The sequence below is a fragment of the Paraburkholderia dipogonis genome (genome assembly GCF_046027395.1).
In the GTDB taxonomy this organism is placed as follows: domain Bacteria; phylum Pseudomonadota; class Gammaproteobacteria; order Burkholderiales; family Burkholderiaceae; genus Paraburkholderia; species Paraburkholderia dipogonis_A.
This window is the reverse complement of the sequence record NZ_JAQQEG010000042.1, coordinates 1-22,347: the sequence shown is the minus strand read 5'-3', so window position 1 is coordinate 22,347 and position 22,347 is coordinate 1. Positions and strand designations below refer to the sequence as shown.

Genomic DNA, 22,347 nt, shown 5'->3' with positions numbered 1-22,347 from the left:
CAGACGGATTACCATGAATTTGCCCGCAATTTACCCGCAAAACTGTCAGAAGCAGCTGGCTTACTCTGGATCAAGTCGGATAGATCCCCATAAGCCGGATGGGCGACTCGAGCGAACGCATAAAGTTTCAGCCATTCGCTGTAACCCTTTACCAGAAATCCTCCCGAGCGCTCTATGTATTGCTGGCGGGACGTTTCATAGACGTTCCGGAGCGCAAACCACGGGACATGCGGCAAGTCATGGTGAACTAAATGATAGTTATTGTTCAGGAACAGCAGACGCCAGAACCACGCGGCTTCGTTGATGACGGTGCGATGCTCGTGTGCCTGCGCCGCGCGGTGTTCCTGAAACGAGCGGATCGAACCCAGCGACAGCGCTCCATAACCCGCGCCGACGATAAAGACCCACGCCGGAATCCCGCACGCACGTTGCAGCCATGCCGTAAGCGCGGCGAGTGCGGCGAAGTGCGCGAGCCACACCGGGACATCACGCCAATCGCCACTTCTGATTCGACGCAGCGCGTCCCCATTCGTTGCGGCAACGGCGAACGCCGGCCCGACCAGCAGGCGGCCGATAAACGTATTACGGAAGGTCAGCAGTGCGCGAATCGCCCAACCCGCGCGTCGCCACACGAGCGCGCTGACGAAGTAGCTTTCCGGGTCGCGCTCGGGATGCGTCAGATGCGGATCGTCGTGATGCTGAAGGTGTGAGTCGCGATAGATGCCGTAGGGAAACCACACGGCGAGCGGCGCAAAACCGAGCAGGGCGTTGACGAACGGCGAACGCGTGGGATGGCCGTGCAGCAGTTCATGTTGCAAGGACATGTACCACGTGCCGAGCACGGCCAGCAGGAGTGCTGTGAGCGGCAAACCGAGTTCACGCGCATGCGTCGCCACGCCGAACCATCCCCCATAGATCGTCACGATCAGCGCCCACGTCGGCCATTGCGTGCGCCAGGTCCAGCTTGTCGCGAGGCGGGCGAGTGTGTTGCGTTGTGTATCGTCGAGATAAATCGCCATGGACAGGATCGGTCGGAATGCAGGTTCAGACCGATCCTACGGACCCACGCGCGTTGCCAGAACCAATTTGTTCAGCAATGCATCTGCTCAAACGTGCATAGGCGGGCGGCCGTAAGCGCCGGCGCGCCCTGCGGGCTTGCGGGTCAGGCGTTCACGGCGCGTCCGCCACCCGGCAGGCGTGATCCTGGAGGGCTTCTGCCGAGCCGCTGCCGTTGTCCACGTCGAGCCCGCTGTTCACGACCAGCCAGCCGTCCTTCTCAGCGGACGGCCCTGCGCCCGTCACGAGAATGGTTTGCCCGGCCATCGCGCCGACGCCCTGGTTGTCGCGCGCGACGATGCGAAACGGGTTGTCGGCCCCCTCAAGCGAGGTGACGCGCATGATGCGGTAGCGGTTGCCGTCGAGCGTCTCCCAGCGCCATTCATCAGGCGAGTCCTTCGCGTGACGCGCGAGCGCTTCGCTGATATCGCCGCGCATGCAATCGATATGGATATGCAACTGATTCTGCGTGCGTCGATATTGCGAGTTGATTTCGAGGCCGAGTTGATTGTCAGACAGCGAGCGCTTGACCGACTTCTCGACGTAGGTCCGCGCGTCCCAGGCGTCGACCCAGTAATCCTGCGCATGCGGCGCGAGCACGAGCGGGCTTTCGATCCCGCTGATGCGGTCGGTCGGAATCAACAGATGCTGCGAGCGTCCGACAATATCCTTCAGGATAGCGTAGCGTTTGTTCAGGTCGACAAACGTGCATTGGCCCGGCGTGCCGGTTGCCTGCTGCGACGGCACGCAGCGCAGATCGACGATTTTCCACAGCGCATTCGAGTCGACGGTGGCGAGCCGCGCGCATGCGCTGGCGGCCAATGCGATGGCTAACGCCGCGGCGATTCGCGCGCCGTGGCGCAAGAGGGCCCGCTGCGTGAGAGCGGGCATTGATGTTTTCATTGGCGGTTCGGTTGAATTTGCAAGAGGCGCTGGCGACGTTTTTTTCCGGTATCAAAGCACCGGTGCCGGCAACGCGCCAAGCAGCTGTTCGAAAGCAACGCCAATCGCAAGAAGACGTCGGTCTTCGCCGAGCGGGCCGTCCAGTTCGAGTCCCACTGGCAAGCCGCTCGCGGTCATGCCCGCCGGCAGCGAAAGCCCCGGTATGCCCGCGGTGCTGGCCGGATCGGTGTTGCGTAGAAAGGCGTCCATGGTGTCGATTGCCGCGGAACCGTCGATCGAGACTACGGACGAGCCGTTGATATCGTCGATCGGCACGGCGGCGAGGCGCGTGGTCGGAAACAGCAGCGCGTCGAGGCGCTCGTCGGCGAACGTCGCGGCCATGTACTGCTGCAAGCGCGGCCGCCAATGATTCAGCGCGGCCTCGTAGCGGTCGCCGAGCACATCGTCGAGCACGCCGTCGTAGATCGCGCGCACGTCCGGGCTGGCAATGCGGGCCGCCATTTCCACGACGGTTTTGACGGGCGCGTCGTTGGCGACGAGCCAGGCCAGCACGTCCTCGCGCGGCTCATGGATCGCGATTGGGCCGCCCACCATGCCGTTCAGCTGGTCCAGCTCGCTCATCGCCATCGGCACGAACACTACGCCAGCCGCTTCGAGTTGCTTCAACGCGGCCCGAGCGACGTCCTCCACCTGGCGCTCGAGTCCTTCCCAGAGCGGCGCAGGCAAGCCGATGCGCAAACCGCTCAGCGCGACGGCCGGCAATGCGCCGGCGCGGGTGATCACGCCGTCGAGCAGCGCGATATCGGCGACGGTGCGCGCCATCGGCCCGACGGTGTCGCGCGTATGGCTGATCGGCACCACGGCGTCCGGATCGTGATAGCGCCGTTCGGTCCCGCCGTTGCCGACCGACGGACGAAACCCCGCCGTGCCCGTCAATGCGGCCGGGATGCGGGTCGAGCCGCCGGTGTCGGTGCCCAGACCCGCGGGCACGATGCGCGCGGCAATCGCCACCGCGGTGCCGCCCGACGAGCCGCCCGGAATCAGCGAGGGATCGTAGGGATTGCGCACCGGCCCGGCGTGCGTGGCGAGGTTCGTGCTGGTGATGCCGAATGCGAGTTCGTGCATATTCGCTTTGCCGAGCACGATCGCGCCCGCGTCGATAAGGCGCTGCACGGAGGGCGCATTGGTCTTCGGCACAAAGCCTTCGAGCGCCGGTGTGCCCGCTGAAGTCTGCATGCCCGCCGTGTTGATGTTGTCCTTCACGACGATAGGCAAACCGGCGAGCGGCAAGCGGGTCTTGTCGGCCGCGGGCAAGGCGTCGATGCGCCGCGCGGCGGCGAGCGCACCGTCGAGGTCGAGCGTGGTGAGCGCATTGAGGCTCGAGAGCGCCGCCGCGCGCGCGAGCAAGGTGGCCACGTAGTCGGCGGCGTTCAGGCGGCCGGACTGGATCGCGGCGACGGCTTCTGTAGCGCTCAACGCGAGTTGTTCATCGACGGTCCATGTCATGGCCGGCGTCTCCTTGTCCTGATGGGGTTTCCCGGCGCGAGGGGTTGATGAAGCGCAGTGCGATGCGGGCCAGCGTGGGTACCAGCCTGGGCCGCAGCAGTCTCGTATCGTAACCGCTCATGCGCCGGTCGTTTTCCGCGAGGCAGAGCGCGAACAGGTCGCGCGTATTCACGACTTCGCCAATGACGCCGCTGCTCGCGGGCAGAAAATTCGAATCGTGCGCCATACCTTTAGCGTCGATGCCTCTTGCGATCGCGAGGCGCTGCCACACCAGCACCACCCAGATCGCGGCCACGCGCAGCGAATGCCACGGTCTGCGCCAGAGCGGCATGGTGCGCCGATACCACGCGACCCAGTTGATGAAAAACAGAATGTGGCGCGCTTCTTCCTGAATCACGGGCTCGAAAGTCTCGACCAGCGCCTCGGGAAAAAAGCCCGATTGCTGCGCCGAGCGGAATAGCCCGAACGCAAAGAAACTGTCGATGCACTCGCTATAGCCCGTGCGCATCCATTCCCATTCGGCGTCGCGCGGCGGCAGATAGTCCGGCTCGGGCGCGATCTCGATGCCGTACGCGGCGACCAGCCTGGAGAGCACGTGCTTGTGACGCGCTTCTTCGTCGCCGTCCATGGTGATGGCTTCGCGCAGCAGCGGATCGCTCAACTGCGCGGCATAGGTATGGACGGCGATCGACGCGCGGCCTTCGGTCTGCACGGCGATGTCCCAGATCGGCAGCGAACACAGCCGTTCGAGTGCATCCGGCGGCAGCGCCGGCCATTCGATCACGGCGGGTTTATAAGGGTTGTGGGTTTCAAGCAGCATCCGGCAAAACATCTGCTTGTGCGCCTCGGAACCGATCTTCACGCGGGCGGGGCCGCGGAATGTCCAGTGGCGTAGGGTGCGGTCTTCGGCAGCATCTGTCAGTGTATCGGACATGGCAGGCGTACAGAGGGCGAACTCGATGTGTCGCCTATTCTGGCACAACCGTTCAAATTCCGATGCCGAGCGGCGCAAGCTGGCCGGCGCCGCTCCCAACGCAAATGATGCAAATGACGCGATCGGTGACTTTACTGGTGGTTATCGATCCACATGCGTCCCCAGCGGAATGCGTAGGCCAGCGCGTGCTCTTCGTCGAAGAAGTAATCGAGCGCGTCGAACGAATAATGCTGGTCGTGATTCGCGGAAGTTTTCTCGATGGTCAGGTTGGCGGCGAACAGGCCGTTGGGGAGTTGTTGTGCGGCCGGTGCAACTTCGTAACCCTTGTAGCGAATATGTGCATTCATGATTTTTGGCAGTCGTTATGCCCCGCATGCGTTGCGAAAAGGCCGGCACGTCGGACGCAACCCGTAGCGTCACGCGGCCGGTAAATCAGCGGGCAGGATCAAGCCTAGGCCGCGCTGCGCAGCGGGTGAACCAATCTTTCGTCGTAAGCAAATCAGGAGGGAGGTATACAGGAGCCCCGATCGGATCATATTCGCTGTGTTCAAACACACTATCCGGCGTTGCGGATCACGGGTCTGTTATGTGCCGCACGGTTCGCGCGAACGACCGCGCCGTGGGCCGCCCAGGCGGGTCCACGGCGTCGTGAGTCTTGTGGCGGAAAGGGGATTTAAACCGCGTGCAGGAGGCGCGCGGGTTGTGCTTCCTTGAGCGCGTTGCCGAGCGGCGCGGCGTCCGGCGTGCGGTGCGCGTTGAACGCCAGCGCGAATTGCGCGGCCTGCTGGCCGACCGTGGCGAGCTGATCGACGACCTTGGCGTCGGAGCAGGTGTCGACGGTGTCGAAGCGCGTTTCCAGCGTGTTGATGCCGGCGCCGAACGGCGTCGGCCAGCCGCGCAACGCGTGGACGATCGAGCGCAACGACGTCAGCACGGAGCCCGCGGCCTGCCAGCCATAAGCCGTGACGATACAGCCGACCGCGCGGCCATCCAGATACGGACGCTCGTCGGCGCGCAATTCCTCGAGCGTGTCGAGCGCGTTCTTGACGAGACCGGACACGCCGCCGTGATAGCCGGGCGTGGCGATGATCAATGCGTCCGCATGGCGCACGGCCTCGATCAGTTCGAGTTGTTCATCCGTGCGGTGAGCCTGTTCCGGGGCGTAGTGGGGCAGGCTGTGCAGGAAGGTGCCGCCGAACAGGCGGGTGTTCGCGCCGGCTGCCTGCGCGCCGCGCAACGCGAAGCCGAGCGCGCGTTCAGTCGACGAGGCGGCGCGTGTCGTGCCGCCAATGCCGATGACGAGCGGCCGGCGATGATGATCGAAACTGGTCAACGAAATGCTCCTTCGGTAGCGGCTCACGATGCGCCGGCGCGGGGCTGCGCGTGGCGGACCGGGGCGAACCGGACTTTGAAGTGTCATCTTAATCAGCGCCGGGCGCCGCACGAAGCGACTTTTTGTTCTAACGATATAACCGCGCGGCGTGTTGCCGGCACGGCGGTGCGCCCGCCGGAGGCGTCGCGGAGCCCATGCCGCGTGCGCTGCAATGCACTTGAAGCCGCGCCGGATAAGCATATGGCGAAGCATTGTTTGGGGGCGCGATGACATGCGGCTATGATCGAATCGTCTCCTCCATGACACCTCCATGACACCTCCTTGACATGGGACTCGGCCTCGCCACGCCAGTGGCGGGGCCTTTTTTTACGTGCTGACGGAGAGGCCCGCGACCGGGCCGCTTCACGATAAAGCCGGTTTTTGCATGTTACGATCGTCCGCGAAGCCAATCACGGCGAGGTCGAACAAGCAATGGCAACCCTTTATGACACCCTTGGCGTGCCCACGCACGCCACGGACGAAGAAATCAAGCGCGCCTACCGCAAGGCCGCGATGAAGTGGCATCCCGACCGCAATAGCGGCGCCGAGGACGTTGCACGCGCCACCTTCCAGGAAATCAAGGACGCGTACGCGATCCTCTCCGACGCCGCGCAGCGCAAGGTGTACGACGCGGTTTATGCCGAGCAGATGCGCAGCTGGGAAGCGCAGCACGCACGCCAGCAGAAGGCGCAAGCCGAGCGCGAAGCGGCGGCGCGTGCTGTTGACGAAGCCGCGTATGCGGAAATGGTCTCGCTCGCCATGCGTTTCGCCGACGACGGCCACAATCGCGATGTGCTGTTCGGCGTGCTGCTTGGGCGTCAATGCGAGGCACGGCGAGCCGCGCAGATCGCGGACAGCGTGTCGGCGTTGCAGGCCTCGCGCCGTGAAGCGGCGAAGGCTGAGGCCGAGGCCGCAGAGGCGTCCGATGTTTCAGCCCAGTCCGAGGCAACTTCAGTGAAACAGGACCCCGCCAGGCAGGGTGCGCCGGCCAGCCGCGCCCATTCGGGCAAGCGGGAAGAACCCGCCGCCGAGACCCACCCGGCCGGCGTACTGGAAGGTTTGTGGTTTCAGTTTCTCAACGGCTTGCGGTTTTGACACATCACGCCGGCTGCCCGGCGATTCGCGTCAGTTCTGAGGCGAGTTCGTCGATATAAGAGTCGTTCAGGCCGCAGTCCGCGAGCGCGCTCTGCAGCTTGAACACGTACTCCGCGTTCGTACCGAACAGACCGGTCGCCACGGCCATCAACGGTGCGATCACTGGCGCTCGGGCGTCGCCTTCGTATTGCGAGTTCCCGTGATCCGCCACGAAGGCGATCGCGGACAGTTCGGTGCCGTCCTCGAGCGTGAGCGGCGCCCACGTCGGACGATAGGCGCCGGTCACCATCTCGCGAATCCAGAGAATGCGCAGCTCTTCTTCGAGCGTCTCGCCGCACAGGCGCAACGCGACGCCTTGCGTGCTGCCGCCTTGTTCGAGCGAAAGCATGCGGCCCGGCTGCTGCGGCGTGCCGCGTCCGGCAATCATGCGGATGCAGAAGCTGCGATGCCAGTCGTGCAAGGTCGCGATGCGGCGGCTGTCGAAGTCCGAGATCGGATTCCACATCAGCGAGCCGTAGGCGAAGACCCAGACATCACCGGTGTCCGGACGCTGCTGCATGGTGTGCGCGAGCGACGCGTCGATTTGCGCCTGCGTCCACAGCATTTCCCTGGGCAGCGATTCAAAACTTTCGAGGTAAGCGCCCGAGCTAATGGCGTTTCTGTTCAGCATCCCGTGATTTCCGTCGTGGTGTGGCGTGGCGCGTCGCTTGTCCGCCCGGCATGACGGACGTGCAAAAACTCTCAAGCTCAGTATGAAGGCGGGATTGGCCGCGATAAATCCGTCTGGGGGAAATAGTGCGTCGCTCTCAGCAGCACAATCGGCGGGCGCACAACGCCGAATGCCTTGGTAGCGAGCCAGGCTAGGCGGCGGCGATTGTCGCGTTTCAGGCGACTCAGTGACGACACGCACGCTCTTTATCCGTCGCCAATCCACCAACAGAATAGCGCCCTTGAGCGCTTGATGAAGCGTGCTCGGCCCGCGTCTGGCCGGTGCCCGACCGTCTGCGCCACTTCCGGATTCTTGGCGAAGGGCCAATCGATGAACAGTGCCACCTCATACAAAACGGACAGCGGCAAACCGCTGATTCTCGCCGCCGTCTGTCTCGCCGCGCTGGTGCTGCCGCTGGCTTTTTCCGGCGGCGCAGTCGCCACGCCCGCAATCGGGCGCGACCTGGGCGGCAGTGCGAGCGCGCTGACCTGGATCACCAATGCCTTCATGCTTAGTTTCGGTAGCCTGCTGATGGCCGCCGGCGCGCTCGCCGACCAGTTCGGCCGCAAGCGGCTTTTCGTGAGCGGCTTGGGCGGCTTCATCGTGATCTCGCTGGCGATGAGTTTCGCGCCGTCCGTCGCCTGGCTCGACGTATTGCGAGCGATGCAAGGCGTCTGCGCGGCGGCATCGCTGGCGAGCGGATCGGCAGCGCTCGCGCAGGAATTCGACGGCCACGCTCGCACCCGGGCGTTCAGCATGCTGGGCACGAGCTTCGGCATCGGACTCGCGTTCGGTCCGTTGATGGCCGGCGCGTTGATCACGCACTTCGGCTGGCGCGCGATCTTCCTGGCGATTGCCACGATCGGCGCGCTGGCGTTCATCTTCGGCGTGCCGCGCATGCGCGAGACGCGCGATCCGGCCGCAAGCGGCCTCGACTGGCCGGGCACGATCACCTTCACCGGTACGCTGGCGCTCTTCACGCTCGCCGTGATCCAGGCGCCGCAAAGCGGCTGGTCGAGCCCGCTGGTGGCCGGCATGCTGGCGGCTTCGGCGCTGTTGCTGGCGGCGTTCGTGCTGGTGGAAATGCGGGTCGCGCGGCCGATGCTCGAGCTGAGCCTGTTCCGCTATCCGCGCTTCGTGGGCGTGCAGGTTCTGCCGGTCGGCACCTGCTATTGCTACATCGTGCTCATCGTGATGCTGCCGCTGCGCTTTATCGGCGTCGAAGGTCTCAGCGAGATGGACGCGGGTCTTCTGATGATCGCGCTGTCGGCACCGATGCTCGTCGTGCCGATGCTGGCCGCTTCACTCACGCGCTGGGTCTCCGCGGGCGTGTTGTCGGGTATCGGTTTTCTGATCGCCGCGGCGGGGCTTTACTGGTTGAGCGGCGTCGACATGGGCGCCTCGCGGGAATCAGTAATCCTGCCGATGCTCGTGACCGGCATCGGCGCGGGCATGCCGTGGGGTTTGATGGACGGCCTGTCGGTAAGCGTGGTGCCGAAGGAGCGGGCGGGCATGGCGTCGGGCATTTTCAGCACGACGCGCGTGGCAGGCGAGGGCATCGCGCTCGCCATCGTCACGGCTTTGCTCGCCGGACTGGCGCAGTCGAGCCTCGCGCGACTCGTTCCGCACGCCGACCCGGCGACGGTCGCGCATCTCGCCGAAGCAGCGCAACGTCTAACGACCGGCGACCTGGCGCAAGCCGTCGCGAGCTTGCCGCACGTCGGCAGGCACGAACTGGCGCTGATCTACACCCACGCGTTCACTCGTCTGTTGCACGTGCTGATCGCGATCACGCTGCTGTCCGCATTCGCGTCGTTCGCGTTTTTGAGCCGCACGGGATCGCGCGACGAGCGACGCGGCGAGCCGCAATGCGAGACCACCGAATCCGCAGCCGTGTGAGGAATGCCGCCTGGCCGGTAGACGATAGAGGTAGACCGAATTGATATAGAGAGCGGCCTTTAGCGTTCGAATTTGCACTTCTAGAATCAATGACGCGTCCGCGACAGTGGCCGCTCGAACGCCGCCGTGAAGAGCGACGCCGGCTCATTGCCACGCGGTTCTGCTTCGTTTGACTTTCACGCAGTCAATCCCGAGAGGCACGACGGCCATGTTCACTTTCATCGTTGTAGTTGCGGTGGCGGCGTTTGTTCCCTACGTCGCGGCACCCGGCATTGCCAATGGCGTCAAGGCGATCAGCACGCCGCCCGCGGCCATGATGTTCGATGCTTCACCCGCAGCGGCGTCCGACGGAAGCGACGCGGCCAACCGGATCGTCTCCGACCGACGCGAGAGCGACGCTTCTGTCTGAAGCACTCGATCCCGGTTTGCTCTCTGCTGAAGGCTTAATGAAAGCTCCACGCTTGCGCTGGTACACTTCAGCGCACACGCGACACGCGACACGCGATGCCCGTTGCTCGTTGCCCGTGAGCGAGTGACCCTGGTACAAATTCTCGTGGCGCAACAAATTTGAACATCGTAGTGTCACGAGGGCGCAAGACTGAGCCGGCAGAATTGCACACAGAATCAAACAAAAAAACACGGGTACGGGGTAAGCGTGACCAGAAAATATAAGGTGCTGTTTCTCTGTCGCGAGAATTCAGCACGCAGCATCATTGCCGAAGCTCTGTTGCGGGAACTGGCGGGACACCGGTTCGACGCATTCAGCGCGGGGCCGGAACCGGCCCCGCGGGTTCATCCATTCGCGGTCGCGCAATTGCGGCCCGGCATCTCGGACCTCGGCATTCTCAGCCCGAAAAGCTGGCTGGAATTCACCGGCGAATGGGCGCCGCGCATGGACCTCGTCGTCGCGCTGGACGAATCCGTCGACGCACACCACGCGCCCGCGTTTCCTGGTGAGCCTGCGTCGTGCACCTGGAGCTTCGCCGATCCGCTCGCCGACGACATCGCCGAGTCGGAGCGCGCGCGTCTATTCGAGAAAGTGTTCTGGCAAATCGTGCGGCAAATGAGCGCTTTTATCGAACTGCCGCAATATGCGACGCCGGCCAACACCGCGGCGACTGCGGCGGCGATGCCCGCTGTGAGCGCCTCGCCGCAACGCGTCACGACGTGTGACGCTTGAACACTTTGCGCAGGCGCCGGCTCAGTTTTAGTCAGGCCCTGATGCGAAACGCCAGCAAAAGTCACTGCGCGGTTTTCCCGGCATTCATTGGGTCGCTGGTCGACATTGGCTGCGGGTTGCCATTGGCCGAATCCATGTTTTTCATGGTGGTTCCCGGCATCGGGTCGAGCGGATTCGAGACGGGATCGCCCCAATGGGTCATGCCCGCGGTCGCCGCGCTGTGCGCGTTGCCGCCGCCGCTGCCGCCCTGGCCGTTGCCACCGCCCTGAGCGAGCGCCGCACCGCTTGCCACGGAAAGCGCGGCGACACACCCCAGCATGATTTTCAGCATTGATTTGCGCATGACCTTTCTCCTTGCGAGCTCATCGGCATCAGGATCGCTGTGAGCTGGACGTATGCCGCTCGTGATTGCCGTGAGCGGTCCTCGAGATGCAACGCGCAATTGCGCTGCTCTGTCCGGATATACGGCGGGCACAGGCGTCTGGATGCAAGTGACAAAGCGGGGCAAGCGCACGCGACAGCGCATCACATGCGTGCGTGGCACGGGTACATGCGTGCTTGCGAATCTGCCGAACCGGCGATTTCCCAAGGAGGAAGTGCGGGGTGATTTCCTTACGCTAGCGGGAGAATGTTGCGGCGGTCTATCGGTTGTTCGAGCGCGCGAGCGGACTTCCCGCGAATGGGTCGTTCTGCCAGTCCACGCGTTTTTTCGGCTGCGGAGCAGGCGCCGGCGCGGCCGACAATTCAAAGTGGTCAATGGACTGACCTGCGCTGATTGCCTGTTTCAGCCACTGGGGCATTTCGCCCTGGCCGTCCCAGCTATCTCCAGTTGCGCTACGGTAGCGTTCAGCCTTTTGCGCGGCCGGCTCGGATGCCAGCACTGCAGCAAGGTCTTCTGGTTTGATGCCAAACTCTTCCATGCGATGGCGGAGATACGCAATCATGCTATCTCGCTTCCTTTCGTCCATAAGATATTCGTCCTTCTAAAACGTCCGGCGTTCTGTCAATTACAGATTGCAAGGGGAATCCGCGAAGGCATCGACCCATATAAATGGGGACGGCCCGCGGTGTGGTTATCGATTGAAGGAAATTCCAAAGGCAGCATTTAAAAAACATCGCCCCATTTATCGCGGCGCAGCAATTAGCCGACCCGGCCGCCTATCAAATTCAGGGGTGTCGATCAGTGAATATTCAAGCGCTTCGCCGCGCGGCAAGGAAGGCTGCGTATGACTCACGCTAAGCCTCATGCTCACAAGGGAAAAAACGGTATTGACGATGCACTGATTGCGGCAGGCCGGTTTCATCTCCACGCTCCGTCTCTCGCCGGTACTTCGCGCGGGGCCGATTATTGACGTTATGTCAGCATCATAACGCACTGGGCGGCCAACGCACGTACCGGTTTGGATGATTTTGTACAAATCTCTTCTATCGAACTACTCCGGCTGCGGCAGACCGGGCCGGGTGTTCCGCGATTGAATTCCTGAGTGGCCGAGCTATAAAGAAAACAGCGGAGCCAAAATCCGTGCTTCCAGCCTGCGGCGACTGATTCCGGCCAGCCGCGAGAACGCGTCCGACATCGGTTGCAGGTCTGGCAACTCATTACTCGTTTAGTTCGATGACTCGCCGCAGCAGTTGGCATCGGCATCGACTCGTCCGTCTGCCCATTGGGCAACCTGGCTTTTTTTCGCGGATCAATTCTTTGGAGGACGAGAACTGCTGCGCCGGATTCAAGGAGTCTGGACATGAAACTACGATTATGGATGGCGCTGGCCAGCGCCGTGCTCCTGCTGGCGCCGAAAACAGCGGCTGCACTGGACATCGACAGCCAGCAGGGCGCCGGCATGTCGGGCCGCGCGCTGATGCAACAGAATGCGAACGAATCGGCGCAAGCGACGACCGACATGTCGTTCAGCGAATCGGGACAGGGTATGCCTGGCGCCCAGCCGGTGCGGAACGTGTCCTACGGAGGCGTGGCTACGGGACAATCGGAAACAGGAGGCCGGCAAAGCCAGCCCTGCACGACTTCCGGGCCGCAATGCAGAATCTATTTTGGTCAATGACCGGTCTATCTTCGGGAATGCGGTGCGCGATTGCGAGCACCGCATTCCCGTCAGCCGCTATTATGCGAGCGCCATAGTGTGTAGCGGATGATCGGCGCGCTCGCCGAAATGACCCATCATCGTGTCGAAACACTGTCCTTCGACGGCGGCGCGCTCGGTGAAGCCGCGCAATTCGTCCAGCAGTGCGCGCCACGACGCATGCCAGCGCGTTTCCTTGATGCACGTCCCCAACGAATCCGCGATGCGCAACACGCCGTTGTCCGGATAGAAGGTGACGGTGAGCGGCATGCCGTCGATCACGCAAGTGGCGGTGCAAGGGCGGGTAGTAACCATGGGCGATGTCCTCTTTTCTTGTGAGCGGATGAGCGGATGTTAAAAACGCTGACGTGCGCTTCAGCAAACGCTGTGCCCAGGTGACGCTTGCGCTTCGCTGCGCCTGCCGCGTCATTTCCCGCGCAGCGAGCCCGGCGCAAAAGCCGCACCAATAACCCCACGCTCGACTGCAATTTTCCGGAGTCGTCAGCGAGCGATTTAATACGATGTTATGGTGTGGTCCATTCGGGTTTTCACCCGCTGATTGTCCAGACTGCAATCGCGTCACTTTCCGGCAAGCAGGCCAATATGGCCTGCTTTTTTAATCGTGCCGGGCGGTCTGCGAATGGATTAGCGCGGTGCGGCCGCTCCAATCCCACCCGTTGTTAAGAGACTCGCAAACAATATTATGTTGATCGAAGACAATCTGCCCGCGAGCACGGCCTCGCTGGACGATGGCGCGTCGTCGTCCCTGCGTTCCTGGTTGGCTGTCATGGCTGTCGCCATCGGCGCTTTCGCTTTCGTGACGACGGAGTTTTTGCCGGTCGGACTGTTGCCGCGCGTCGCCGCGGACCTGGGCGTGTCGCCCGGCACGGCCGGCCTGATGGTCACCGTCCCCGGCGTCATCGCGGCCATTTCAGCGCCGGGTCTGATGCTGGTGGCGGGGCGCATGGATCGCCGGCGGGTCTTTCTTTTACTGACGGCTTTGCTGCTGGCGTCGAATCTGATTTCCGCGTTTGCGCCGAATTTTCTCTGCATGCTGCTCGGGCGCGCGCTGCTCGGCGCTGCGCTGGGCGGTTTCTGGACCCTGGCCACGGCGGCCTCGGGACGTCTCGTGAAGCCGAAGGATTCGGCGCGCGCCATGGCGACGATCCTCACCGGCGTGACGTGCGCAACGGTGATCGGCGTGCCGCTCGGCACGTTCATCGCGAGCTTCGCATCGTGGCGCGTGTCGTTCATGGCGACCGGCGTGCTGGTGGCGGTGGCGCTGGTCGCGCAATTCTTCTTCGTGCCGTCCTTGCCGTCGACCGCCGCGCTGCGTCTGCGCGATCTGGTGGCGCTGCTGCGCCGGCCGCATCCGCGCCGAAGCATGCTGATGGTGGCGCTCGCTTTCGGCGCGCATTTTTCCTCGTACACGTACATCACGCCTTTCCTGCTGCACAACGCGAATCTGGACATGTCGACCATCACGTGGCTGCTGCTTGGCTTCGGCATTATCGGGTTCTTCTCGAACTTCGCGGTTTCATCGACGGTGACGCGCAACCTGAAAGTGTCGGTCGGCGCGATGGTTTCGCTATTGATGTTCGCACTGGTGTTGCTGCCGGTGCTGCAGCATTCGACGATCGGCGTCGTGGCGCTGGTGCTTGCGTGGGGCATTTCCTTCGGCGCGTTGCCGCTGTGCTTCAGCATCTGGATTCAGCGCGCCACGCCGGATTCGCCCGAAGCGGGTTCGGCACTGTTCGTGAGCATCATTCAGGTGGCGATTGCGCTGGGGTCGCTGGTGGGCGGCGTGGTAGTCGACCATGTGGGTATTTCCGCCGACTTTCTGCTCGGTAGCGGCCTCGCGTTGCTGGGGCTCGCCGCGCTGGCGAGCTTTGGCCGCAGCGAGCAGAAGGTCGCCGCTGAAGCGGTGGCTTGCCCGGCGTGTACGGAATAATGGTCGGGTCCTGGTCTAGCCGTTCGGACCATGCTCACGGTAATTCAACTCGAACGCGAAAGAGTGATGAATCGGCAACGCGATCAAGGCATCAAACGACACTTGCGATGGGTGCTGTTGGCAATGGTCACGCTCAGTTCCGCTTCTGCATTGGCTGCCAGCTTCGACTGCGGCCGGGCGCGATCGCCGGACGAAAAGGCCGTCTGCGCATCACGGCAGCTGAGCGAGATGGACGTCGAAATGTCCGTGCGCTACCAGATGCTGACGGGCCTGGTTGCCATGGGCACGCGGGGCGATATGCAGGACGAGCAGCAGGCGTGGCTGAAGTCCAGAAAAGCATGCGGCGGTAAGCAGTCGTGTCTGCTCGATGCATACCGGCGACGCATTGGGACGCTCAATGACGAATATGCCAGGCTCGCGAGTCGTGGGCCGTTCTGAGCGCGCCGGGTGTCTTCCAGAAACGGATGCGGGATAATGCGCTGCGAAGGCAAGTCGAATTCAATCCATCAGTGAGCAACGGGAGCATCCGGCGCGCGTTCCCCGCGCGCGACTGAACGTATCACTCACGGCGTAGTCTCAACGCGTTACCATGAAATCCATCCGCCGCTTACCATCCGATTCAGGTCCCGATGCGCTCAACTTTCACCAAATGGCTTTTTATCGTCTACCTTCTCGGTAGTGGCACGCTGTATTCAATCCTCATCCTGCTTCTCTTTCCCTTCGTCGGACGCGCCGGACGATACTGGCTCGCCAAGCAGTGGTGTCGTGCGCTGGTTTTCGTCATGCGTTGGCTACCCGGCGTTTCATGTTCGGTGGACGGGCTCGACAACCTTCCGGACGGTCCGGCGATCATCCTTTGCCGTCACGAATCCACTTGGGAAACGCTCGCGTTTCTCGCGCTTTTTCCGCGCCGCATCAGTTTTGTGTTCAAGGAAGATCTTCTGCGCATCCCGTTCTTCGGCTGGGTGTTGCGTGGCCTCGATATGGTCAGCCTGAACCGCGGCTCCGCACGACAGGCTCACCAGGCTGTGACGAAGGAAAGCGCGGAGAGGCTGGCCAAGGGCGACGTCGTCGTGATTTTCCCGGAGGGCACCCGGGTGGCACACGATGCACCGTTGCGGATGACGTCCGGCGGCGTTCGATTGGCGTGTGCGACCGGCGTGCCGGCTGTGCCCGTGGTCTTGAACGCGGGCAAGGTCTGGCCGACAAAAGGCTGGCCCGACGGTCGCGGGCACATTCGCGTGGTAGTCGGGCCGCCGTTGTCTCCGCAGGACATGACCCAGCAGGAATTGAGTCACGCGGTCCATGAGTGGATGAAAAACGAACTGCTGCGGCTTTGATGATTGTCGAGCCCGCATGTGACGCGGCGGACCATTTGCCGATGCCATAGCCTGGCGTACCGCTCGATTGAACTGGAACCCAATTGAGCATATGGTGATTGCTCCTAGTCCAATCGGAGTCCGGTATGCGATGTCTTGCAATGACTGCGGCCGCAATGATGGCCGCTGGTTTCACCTTGTCCGCGAGTGCCCAGGTTGTCGTCACCATCGGTCATTCGGCGCCGCTCACCGGTCCGCAGGCGCCGAACGGCAAGGACAACGAGAACGGGGCGCGGCTCGCCATCGACGAGCTGAACAAGACGGGCGTCACCGTCTCGGGTCAGAAGGTCACCTTTAAACTGGACTCGGAAGACGACCAGGCGGACCCGAAAATCGGTGTGCAGGTTGCGCAGAAACTGGTGGACAGCGGCGTGGTCGCCGTGGTCGGACCGTATAACTCGGGCGTGGCGATCCCCGCCTCGCGCGTCTACAACACCGGCAATGTGCCGATGCTGCCGGTCGCATCGAACCCGGCGCTGACGAAGCAGGGCTTCAAGAACATCTTCCGGATCGGCGCGAGCGACGAGCAACTGGGCGGCACGATGGGGCAGTTCGCCGCGAAGACGTTGAAGGCCAGGACGGCCGCCGTCATCGACGATCGCACGGCGTATGGTCAAGGTGTCGCCGAGCAGTTCGTGAAGGTCGCCAAGGCGAACGGCATTCAGATTATCGAACAGGAGTTCACCAGCTCGTCGGCGACCGACTTCCTCGGCATTCTGACGACCATCAAGGCCAAGAATCCCGATGTGATTTTCTTCGGCGGATACGCGGCGCAGGGTGCGCCGATGGCCAAACAGATGCGCCAACGCGGACTCAGGGCGAAGCTGCTCGGCGGCGATGGCATCTGCTCGGCTGACATGGGCAAGGTCGCGGGCGACGCGGCATCGATCGTCTATTGCGCGCAGGGCGGCATTGCGCTGGAGAAGACAGCGGCCGGCCGCGAGTTCCTGCAAAAGTACAAGGCAGCCTACAACATCGACACACAGGTCTACGCCGTGAGCTATTACGACGGCGTCAAGTTGCTAGCCGACGCGATGGTAAAGGCGGGAACGACAACGGACAAGGCCAAGCTGACCGCGCAACTCGCGAAGGAAAACTATAAGGGCGTCGCGGGCACCTATTCGTTCGACGAGTACGGCGACCTGAAGGGCGCGCCGACTACCGTGTACATCATCAAGAACGGCTTGCCGGCCCCTTACGGACAGTAACGGCAAGCGACCCACTGACTTCATGAAGCAAACATGAAAATTTCACGCACTATCCAGACTGTTGAAGTTCACACTGGCGGCGAGGCATTCCGCATTGTCACCAGCGGTTTGCCGCGTCTGCCAGGCGACACGATCGTCAAGCGGCGCGCATGGCTGAAGCAACACGCCGACGATATCCGCCGGGCTTTGATGTTCGAACCGCGTGGGCATGCCGATATGTACGGCGGGTATCTGACGGAACCGGTCAGCCCCAATGCCGACTTCGGCATCATCTTCCTTCACAACGAAGGGTACAGCGATCATTGCGGCCACGGTGTCATCGCGCTGTCCACGGCGGCGGTCGAACTGGGTTGGGTTCAGCGTGAGATACCCGAAACGCGCGTCGGCATCGACGCGCCGTGCGGGTTCATCGAAGCATTCGTGAAGTGGGATGGCGAGCACGCCGGCAACGTTCGCTTTGTCAACGTGCCGTCGTTTATCTGGAAGCAGGACGTGACCGTCGAGACGCCGTCGTTCGGTTCGGTGACGGGCGATATCGCGTTCGGCGGCGCGTTCTACTTTTACACCGACGGCGAACCGCATGGTCTCGCGGTGCGGGAGTCGTCGGTGGAAGAGCTCATCCGCTTCGGTGCTGAAGTGAAGCAGGCGGCCAACAAGGCGTTTCCTGTCGAGCATCCCTATATCCCCGAGATCAACCACATCTACGGCACCATCATTGCGAACGCGCCGCGGCATGAGGGTTCCACGCAAGCCAATTGCTGTGTGTTCGCCGATCGCGAGGTGGACCGTTCACCGACCGGCTCCGGAACCGGAGGCCGGGTCGCGCAGCTCTATTTGCGAGGGAAACTGGGCAAGGACGACACCCTGGTGAACGAGTCCATAATCGGCACCGTGTTCAAAGGGCGCGTCCTGAGCGAAACGACAGTGGGTGATTTCAAGGCCGTCATTCCGGAAGTCGAAGGCAACGCGTTTGTCTGCGGCTTCGCGACCTGGATAGTCGACGAGCGCGACCCGCTCACCTACGGATTCCTGGTTCGCTAGATCAGACGAGCAACGACGCCTAGAACCGCTCGACCCACGGTCGCAGTTCGACTTCCCACGTCCACGCGCTGCGATGCTGACGATGAATGTGAAGGTATTCCCTTGCAATGGCATCGGGGTCCAGCCATTTGTCGTCCGCGTCGCCGTCTTCCGGACCTCTCGCGCTACTGGCGATGCCGCCGTCGATCACGAAATGCGCAACGTGAATATTCTTCGGCGCGAGCTCGCGCGCCATGCTTTGGGCCATGCCTCGTAGCGCGAATTTACCCATGGCGAAGGGCGTCGAGCCGGGCAGTCCTTTCACGCTGGCAGTGGCACCGGTCAGCAGTACCGTGCCGTGGCCGCGCGCCAACATCCTCACTGCTGCGGCCTGGGCGACGAGAAAGCCGCCGAGGGCGGTCACTTTAAAGGCGTCTTCGAGCTTCTGTGGTTCGATGGTTTCAACTGGCGCGCGATAGCGGCCGCTCGCGTTGTAGACAACGAGATCGGGGACGCCGAATGCCTTTTCCACGCGCTCAAAGAGTGCCGTGACCTGGTCCGCTTGACTGGCGTCGCAACTCACGGGCAGGGCGCCCGTCTCATCGACCAGGTCCGTCAGCTTGCTGGTGTCGCGGGCAGCGAGGGCGACCTGCATGCCCTCCGCCGAAAACAGGCGTGCGAGGGAGGCGCTCAAGCCCTTGCCCGCGCCGACAATCAATGCAGTCTCAGTTCGACTCATGGTTCCTCCGGAATCAACAGGGAAGCGCGGCGGCGTGTGTGTGCCGCGGCATGCCTTGCTGATTGTAGGCGTTCACGGTGAGTTGCACTGAGGTGGCGAATGGCGGTGTCGAAGGCTCAATGAGCGGTTTCGATCACGCTCCAGATTCGTTCATCGGAGTCGCCCGTGAATTGTCTGGCGATCACGGCCCGGCATTTATCGCAGCGATAGTGCTCGAGCACGAGCGTGCCGTTGCACTCCGCGACACCGATGAGCGTGAGGTTTTCCTGCCGTTGCACATCGACTGGCAGGCCGTCGATGTCGGAGCATCCATCGCAGACTTCCATGGCGCCTCCTGACGTTCGCATCCATCGTTCAAAATAAGCCCGCACGGAGCGGGCGAAGACTGATGCACCCTTTTGCAACTACGTTGCATGAGACCAGAGTAAGGCGCTAAAGCGCCGACTCTGGGTCGACAGAAGAGACGACGCGGGCCGAACTAGTATCCGGCTCGATGGAGCGGTTGTGCAAGTGCAAAAAAATAAAGTAAAAGGGGTTGGATTGGGCCGTCCTTCCGGGGTTTGAGCGTGATTGCGCTGCACTAGCATGGGGCAGTGGGCGTGCATGCGCTGCCGCAGGGATAGGGCGTCGTTCTGGCAATGATGACGGAGGCACAGACGCTTGATGAAGCGCTCTACATCTTCGAGTCGACCCAGACACGCCCCCAAACGGTTGCGTACCGTATCGCCACGCCAGCGATTGAGGCCTTCTATGAGTTGGTCATCCGCTGCCTGCGCTACCGGATCATGGGCGCGCTGATTTACGGACCCTCCCGGATCGGCAAAACGCGCGCGATCGAATATGTTCGCCTGCTGTTAGCTTAGAACCATCCAAAGATGACGAGCTACCACGCGCAGTGCGAGCATAAACCGCGGCACGCAGAAGGGCCGTTCTTTGCAAACCTGCTTGAGGCCGTCGGCGACCCGGATCCCAACGCAGGTACAAATCCATCAAAACGCATGCGCTTGTCGCTGAGGATAAGGGAGGCAGCGGCGCGCGCGGGTAGCGGAACAGTGCTCCTGTTCTGCGACGAGGCCCAGCGCTGCAACGAAAACGAGTACGAGTGGTTGCGAGATGTTCACGACGCGCTCGATCGGCATCAGATCAAACTGTTCACGTTCCTCGTCGGCCAGCAGGAGCTCCTCGCGCAGAAGACCGGGCTGCAGATCGCAGCAAAAACGCAGATCGTCCGCGCCTGATGGTCGAGGAGCTGTCATTCCACGGCATACGCAACGCCGGGGATGTCGCGACGTGCCTGTGCGGATACGACCAGACAGCGTACCCCGAAGCAAGCGAGTGGAGCTTTACACGGTTCTATATTCCACAGGCGTTCGACGCCGGGTATCGTCTTGTCAGTGATGCAGACACACACTGGCGGGCGTTCGAAGCGGCGCACCACAAGGCGAGTCTGCCGGGGCGTCTGGAGATTCCAATGGAGTCGTTCGCACGCGTCGTTGAGATCGTCCTGAAGGAAAGCGAACTTAGGGACGGCCTTGGATACTACCCGGAACCCGCATTGTGGGCCTACGCAGTGCAGCACTGCGGTTATGTTCAGTCATGCCATGCAACCGGTCGCGTCCTCATCGCCGCCGCGTAGCGAGGCGCTGCTACCGCGGCTGCGCTTTCCGATTCTCACGCTTGAGGAACGCTCGCTGACCCCCGCGCTCGGGTGCGTATTCAACAAGAAATGGCTGGAGCCGTGCGAGTCCATAGTTTCGATCCTGTGGAAGTTCAAAACGGCCAATGCGCTTCCTGGCTACGCTCTCGCACGACTGACGGGGCCGCGTGTCGATCCGTACGAAGGGGTGGTGCCGCAACTGGAAGCGATCGAGCTTGAGCGCTTACGCAGCACACTTGATCTGCCGGCGAAAACCCTCCGTGCCGCGCTCCTGCCGGCACTTCAGCACCGGCCTCGCAGTGAGTCATTCCGCTATTGCCGCCGATGCATCGCTTGCGGGTACCACAGTGCTCTCTACCAGATAGACAGGGTTATGGTTTGCCCCGCGCATTCGTTGCCCCTTGAGGCAGCTTGCCGGAAGTGCGGGTACGAAGCGCCGTATCTGCTAAACGTGCGCCTTCTCGAGACACCTTATCGCTGTGCAGACTGCGGGGCAAGGTACGGCAGTAGGAAATGGTCGCCTGACAGGCTAGAACCGATGTCGGGAGAGAATCGTCGGGCAATCACGCGGGTCTACATCGAGCGGGGGTTACTGTAGTGCGGCCGAAGCGAGCTTTGACGCGTCGCTTTGTGTCTAGGACCATGGTGACGCCCGAGGAAATTTCGGCTGTCAATGCGCTCGCCGCAGGCGGCGGCGCCGCCAGTTCGCTTGCTGGCGCGCACCAAAGATACGATCAGATTGCTGTCAACGCTGTAATTTAGGCCGATTGACACAATTACTGCCGAAACGGTGACACATTTGCGTCGCTCTACGACCACGGATCGCGCGGAATACAGCCGGTTTTACCTGCATGACGATCTTCAAGCAGTCTGAACGGGGAAGCCGCGGACCGCGATCGATGTTGACTATCCTGCCTGCATCCAGTGTCGGACAGTCACGAACGACCGCTCTGTAGAAAGTCAAACGTCCCATGTGGCTCGATCTGGGCCCAACGCATCAGGCGGCAAGCGGCCATGAAGGGGCAGTCGCCGCGCCAAGCGGAGGGGCTGCAGCTTTGCTCTTACCGGCCGTTCGTGATTGGCGAATCGAACGCGGCTCGGTCGGCCGGAGGCCACGAAACAGGGCTATGGATAGACGTCCGAACGAAAGCCTTTATTCACTTGTGCATATGCCAGCGTTAGCAATGAGCAAATAGCGTCTCCAACGATACGTCCCGTTGTTGATGTCTGTCGTGCCATCGAGCAAGCCTCTTTGAAAGATGCAGTCGATCATGCCGCGCAGAAGAACGTTACCGAAATCACGAAAGAGCTTTTCTACTTCCAGCCGACGCGCATAGGCGCATTCGGCAACGTTGAAAAACGGAGGTTACGCCATCGCTCTCGCGGTTTGCACCGTACGCCGCACATGTTCTAACTGTTTCCATCTTTTTCGACGATGCGGTAGGCGCGAGCCTCATTTCAAGTGAGAGGGCTAACCGGTTGGCGAAAATTTCGTATGGCTCACCCGTGAGTTTGATGCTGAGAGCACACATGCATCGACGCAAATGGCCGTAACTGCTATGAGGAGGTGGCCTCGATCTAAAACGACCCTCGCAAAGACCGGAAGATTCTGTTATCGGCCATAGATAATGCAGATGCGCGACCGGCGGCTTCGGGTCGAA

The 22,347-nt window shown here is 62.2% G+C and carries 22 protein-coding genes and 1 pseudogene; 11 read left to right on the top strand and 12 right to left on the bottom strand.

Annotation, left to right across the window (positions count from 1 at the left end):
• Positions 1-8: 8 nt before the first annotated feature.
• The 6 genes from PQR32_RS33330 to PQR32_RS33305 form a co-directional block, all read right to left on the bottom strand.
• On the bottom strand, positions 9-1,019 hold the full coding sequence (locus tag PQR32_RS33330; RefSeq protein ID WP_408237343.1) for a fatty acid desaturase: 1,011 nt from the start codon (positions 1,017-1,019) through the stop codon (positions 9-11).
• Positions 1,020-1,170: 151 nt separating this feature from the next.
• Positions 1,171-1,947 carry a CDP-diacylglycerol diphosphatase gene (locus tag PQR32_RS33325; RefSeq protein ID WP_408237340.1) on the bottom strand — a complete coding sequence of 259 codons (777 nt, stop codon included), beginning with the start codon at positions 1,945-1,947 and terminating at the stop codon, positions 1,171-1,173.
• 63 nt (positions 1,948-2,010) lie between these two features.
• On the bottom strand, positions 2,011-3,465 hold the full coding sequence (gene iaaH, locus PQR32_RS33320; RefSeq protein WP_408237337.1) for an indoleacetamide hydrolase: 1,455 nt from the start codon (positions 3,463-3,465) through the stop codon (positions 2,011-2,013).
• On the bottom strand, positions 3,446-4,399 hold the full coding sequence (locus tag PQR32_RS33315; RefSeq protein ID WP_408237334.1) for a ferritin-like domain-containing protein: 954 nt from the start codon (positions 4,397-4,399) through the stop codon (positions 3,446-3,448). The genes iaaH and PQR32_RS33315 overlap by 20 nt, the downstream gene beginning before the upstream one ends.
• A 131-nt stretch (positions 4,400-4,530) precedes the next feature.
• Entirely contained in the window at positions 4,531-4,746 is a 216-nt protein-coding gene (locus PQR32_RS33310) for a DUF6566 family protein (protein WP_012427561.1), read from the bottom strand.
• Between the two features lie 326 nt (positions 4,747-5,072).
• Positions 5,073-5,732: an NADPH-dependent FMN reductase gene (locus tag PQR32_RS33305; protein WP_408237330.1), complete on the bottom strand. Its 660-nt coding sequence runs from the start codon at positions 5,730-5,732 to the stop codon at positions 5,073-5,075.
• A gap of 471 nt (positions 5,733-6,203) precedes the next feature.
• Between PQR32_RS33305 and PQR32_RS33300 the strand changes: the two genes are divergently transcribed.
• Entirely contained in the window at positions 6,204-6,866 is a 663-nt protein-coding gene (locus PQR32_RS33300) for a J domain-containing protein (RefSeq protein ID WP_408237328.1), read from the top strand.
• A gap of 4 nt (positions 6,867-6,870) precedes the next feature.
• Here PQR32_RS33300 and PQR32_RS33295 read toward each other — a convergent pair whose 3' ends face one another.
• Complete coding sequence (locus PQR32_RS33295) at positions 6,871-7,536, bottom strand: gamma-glutamylcyclotransferase (RefSeq protein WP_408237325.1); 666 nt, start codon at positions 7,534-7,536, stop codon at positions 6,871-6,873.
• A 369-nt stretch (positions 7,537-7,905) separates the two neighbouring features.
• Between PQR32_RS33295 and PQR32_RS33290 the strand changes: the two genes are divergently transcribed.
• The 3 genes from PQR32_RS33290 (at position 7,906) to PQR32_RS33280 (ending at position 10,654) form a co-directional block, all read left to right on the top strand.
• Entirely contained in the window at positions 7,906-9,474 is a 1,569-nt protein-coding gene (locus PQR32_RS33290; protein ID WP_408237322.1) for an MFS transporter, read from the top strand.
• A 208-nt stretch (positions 9,475-9,682) separates the two neighbouring features.
• On the top strand, positions 9,683-9,883 hold the full coding sequence (locus tag PQR32_RS33285; RefSeq protein ID WP_408237319.1) for a hypothetical protein: 201 nt from the start codon (positions 9,683-9,685) through the stop codon (positions 9,881-9,883).
• Positions 9,884-10,129: 246 nt separating this feature from the next.
• A complete protein-coding gene (locus tag PQR32_RS33280; protein WP_408237316.1) occupies positions 10,130-10,654 on the top strand; it encodes an arsenate reductase/protein-tyrosine-phosphatase family protein in 525 nt (174 codons plus the stop codon).
• 61 nt (positions 10,655-10,715) lie between these two features.
• Here the strand turns inward: PQR32_RS33280 and PQR32_RS33275 are convergent, their stop codons facing one another.
• Complete coding sequence (locus tag PQR32_RS33275) at positions 10,716-10,997, bottom strand: hypothetical protein (RefSeq protein WP_408237313.1); 282 nt, start codon at positions 10,995-10,997, stop codon at positions 10,716-10,718.
• A 298-nt stretch (positions 10,998-11,295) separates the two neighbouring features.
• Entirely contained in the window at positions 11,296-11,622 is a 327-nt protein-coding gene (locus PQR32_RS33270) for an H-NS histone family protein (RefSeq protein ID WP_132377496.1), read from the bottom strand.
• 774 nt (positions 11,623-12,396) lie between these two features.
• On the opposite strand from PQR32_RS33270, the gene PQR32_RS33265 reads away from it, so the two are divergent.
• The gene (locus tag PQR32_RS33265) at positions 12,397-12,714 is read left to right on the top strand and encodes a hypothetical protein (protein ID WP_408237310.1); all 318 of its coding nucleotides are present in this window, start codon (positions 12,397-12,399) and stop codon (positions 12,712-12,714) included.
• A 60-nt stretch (positions 12,715-12,774) separates the two neighbouring features.
• On the opposite strand, the gene PQR32_RS33260 is transcribed toward PQR32_RS33265, so the two are convergent.
• Entirely contained in the window at positions 12,775-13,047 is a 273-nt protein-coding gene (locus tag PQR32_RS33260; RefSeq protein WP_408237307.1) for a hypothetical protein, read from the bottom strand.
• Between the two features lie 388 nt (positions 13,048-13,435).
• Here PQR32_RS33260 and PQR32_RS33255 point away from each other — a divergent pair, with 388 nt between their 5' ends.
• The 5 genes from PQR32_RS33255 to lhpH all read left to right on the top strand — a co-directional run bounded on the left by PQR32_RS33255 (position 13,436) and on the right by lhpH (position 18,311).
• Positions 13,436-14,683: an MFS transporter gene (locus PQR32_RS33255; RefSeq protein ID WP_408237304.1), complete on the top strand. Its 1,248-nt coding sequence runs from the start codon at positions 13,436-13,438 to the stop codon at positions 14,681-14,683.
• 66 nt (positions 14,684-14,749) lie between these two features.
• Positions 14,750-15,121 carry a lysozyme inhibitor LprI family protein gene (locus tag PQR32_RS33250; RefSeq protein WP_408237301.1) on the top strand — a complete coding sequence of 124 codons (372 nt, stop codon included), beginning with the start codon at positions 14,750-14,752 and terminating at the stop codon, positions 15,119-15,121.
• Positions 15,122-15,312: 191 nt separating this feature from the next.
• A complete protein-coding gene (locus PQR32_RS33245; RefSeq protein WP_408209503.1) occupies positions 15,313-16,023 on the top strand; it encodes a lysophospholipid acyltransferase family protein in 711 nt (236 codons plus the stop codon).
• A gap of 125 nt (positions 16,024-16,148) precedes the next feature.
• Positions 16,149-17,270, top strand: a complete 1,122-nt coding sequence (locus PQR32_RS33240; protein ID WP_408237299.1) for a branched-chain amino acid ABC transporter substrate-binding protein — start codon at positions 16,149-16,151, stop codon at positions 17,268-17,270.
• 33 nt (positions 17,271-17,303) lie between these two features.
• The gene (gene lhpH / locus PQR32_RS33235) at positions 17,304-18,311 is read left to right on the top strand and encodes a trans-3-hydroxy-L-proline dehydratase (protein WP_408237296.1); all 1,008 of its coding nucleotides are present in this window, start codon (positions 17,304-17,306) and stop codon (positions 18,309-18,311) included.
• 19 nt (positions 18,312-18,330) lie between these two features.
• On the opposite strand, the gene PQR32_RS33230 is transcribed toward lhpH, so the two are convergent.
• Complete coding sequence (locus tag PQR32_RS33230) at positions 18,331-19,029, bottom strand: SDR family NAD(P)-dependent oxidoreductase (RefSeq protein WP_408237293.1); 699 nt, start codon at positions 19,027-19,029, stop codon at positions 18,331-18,333.
• A gap of 116 nt (positions 19,030-19,145) precedes the next feature.
• The gene (locus tag PQR32_RS33225) at positions 19,146-19,355 is read right to left on the bottom strand and encodes a hypothetical protein (protein WP_408237290.1); all 210 of its coding nucleotides are present in this window, start codon (positions 19,353-19,355) and stop codon (positions 19,146-19,148) included.
• A gap of 459 nt (positions 19,356-19,814) precedes the next feature.
• On the opposite strand from PQR32_RS33225, the pseudogene PQR32_RS33220 reads away from it, so the two are divergent.
• Positions 19,815-20,665, top strand: a pseudogene (locus PQR32_RS33220) (AAA family ATPase).
• The last annotated feature ends 1,682 nt before the right edge of the window (positions 20,666-22,347 follow it).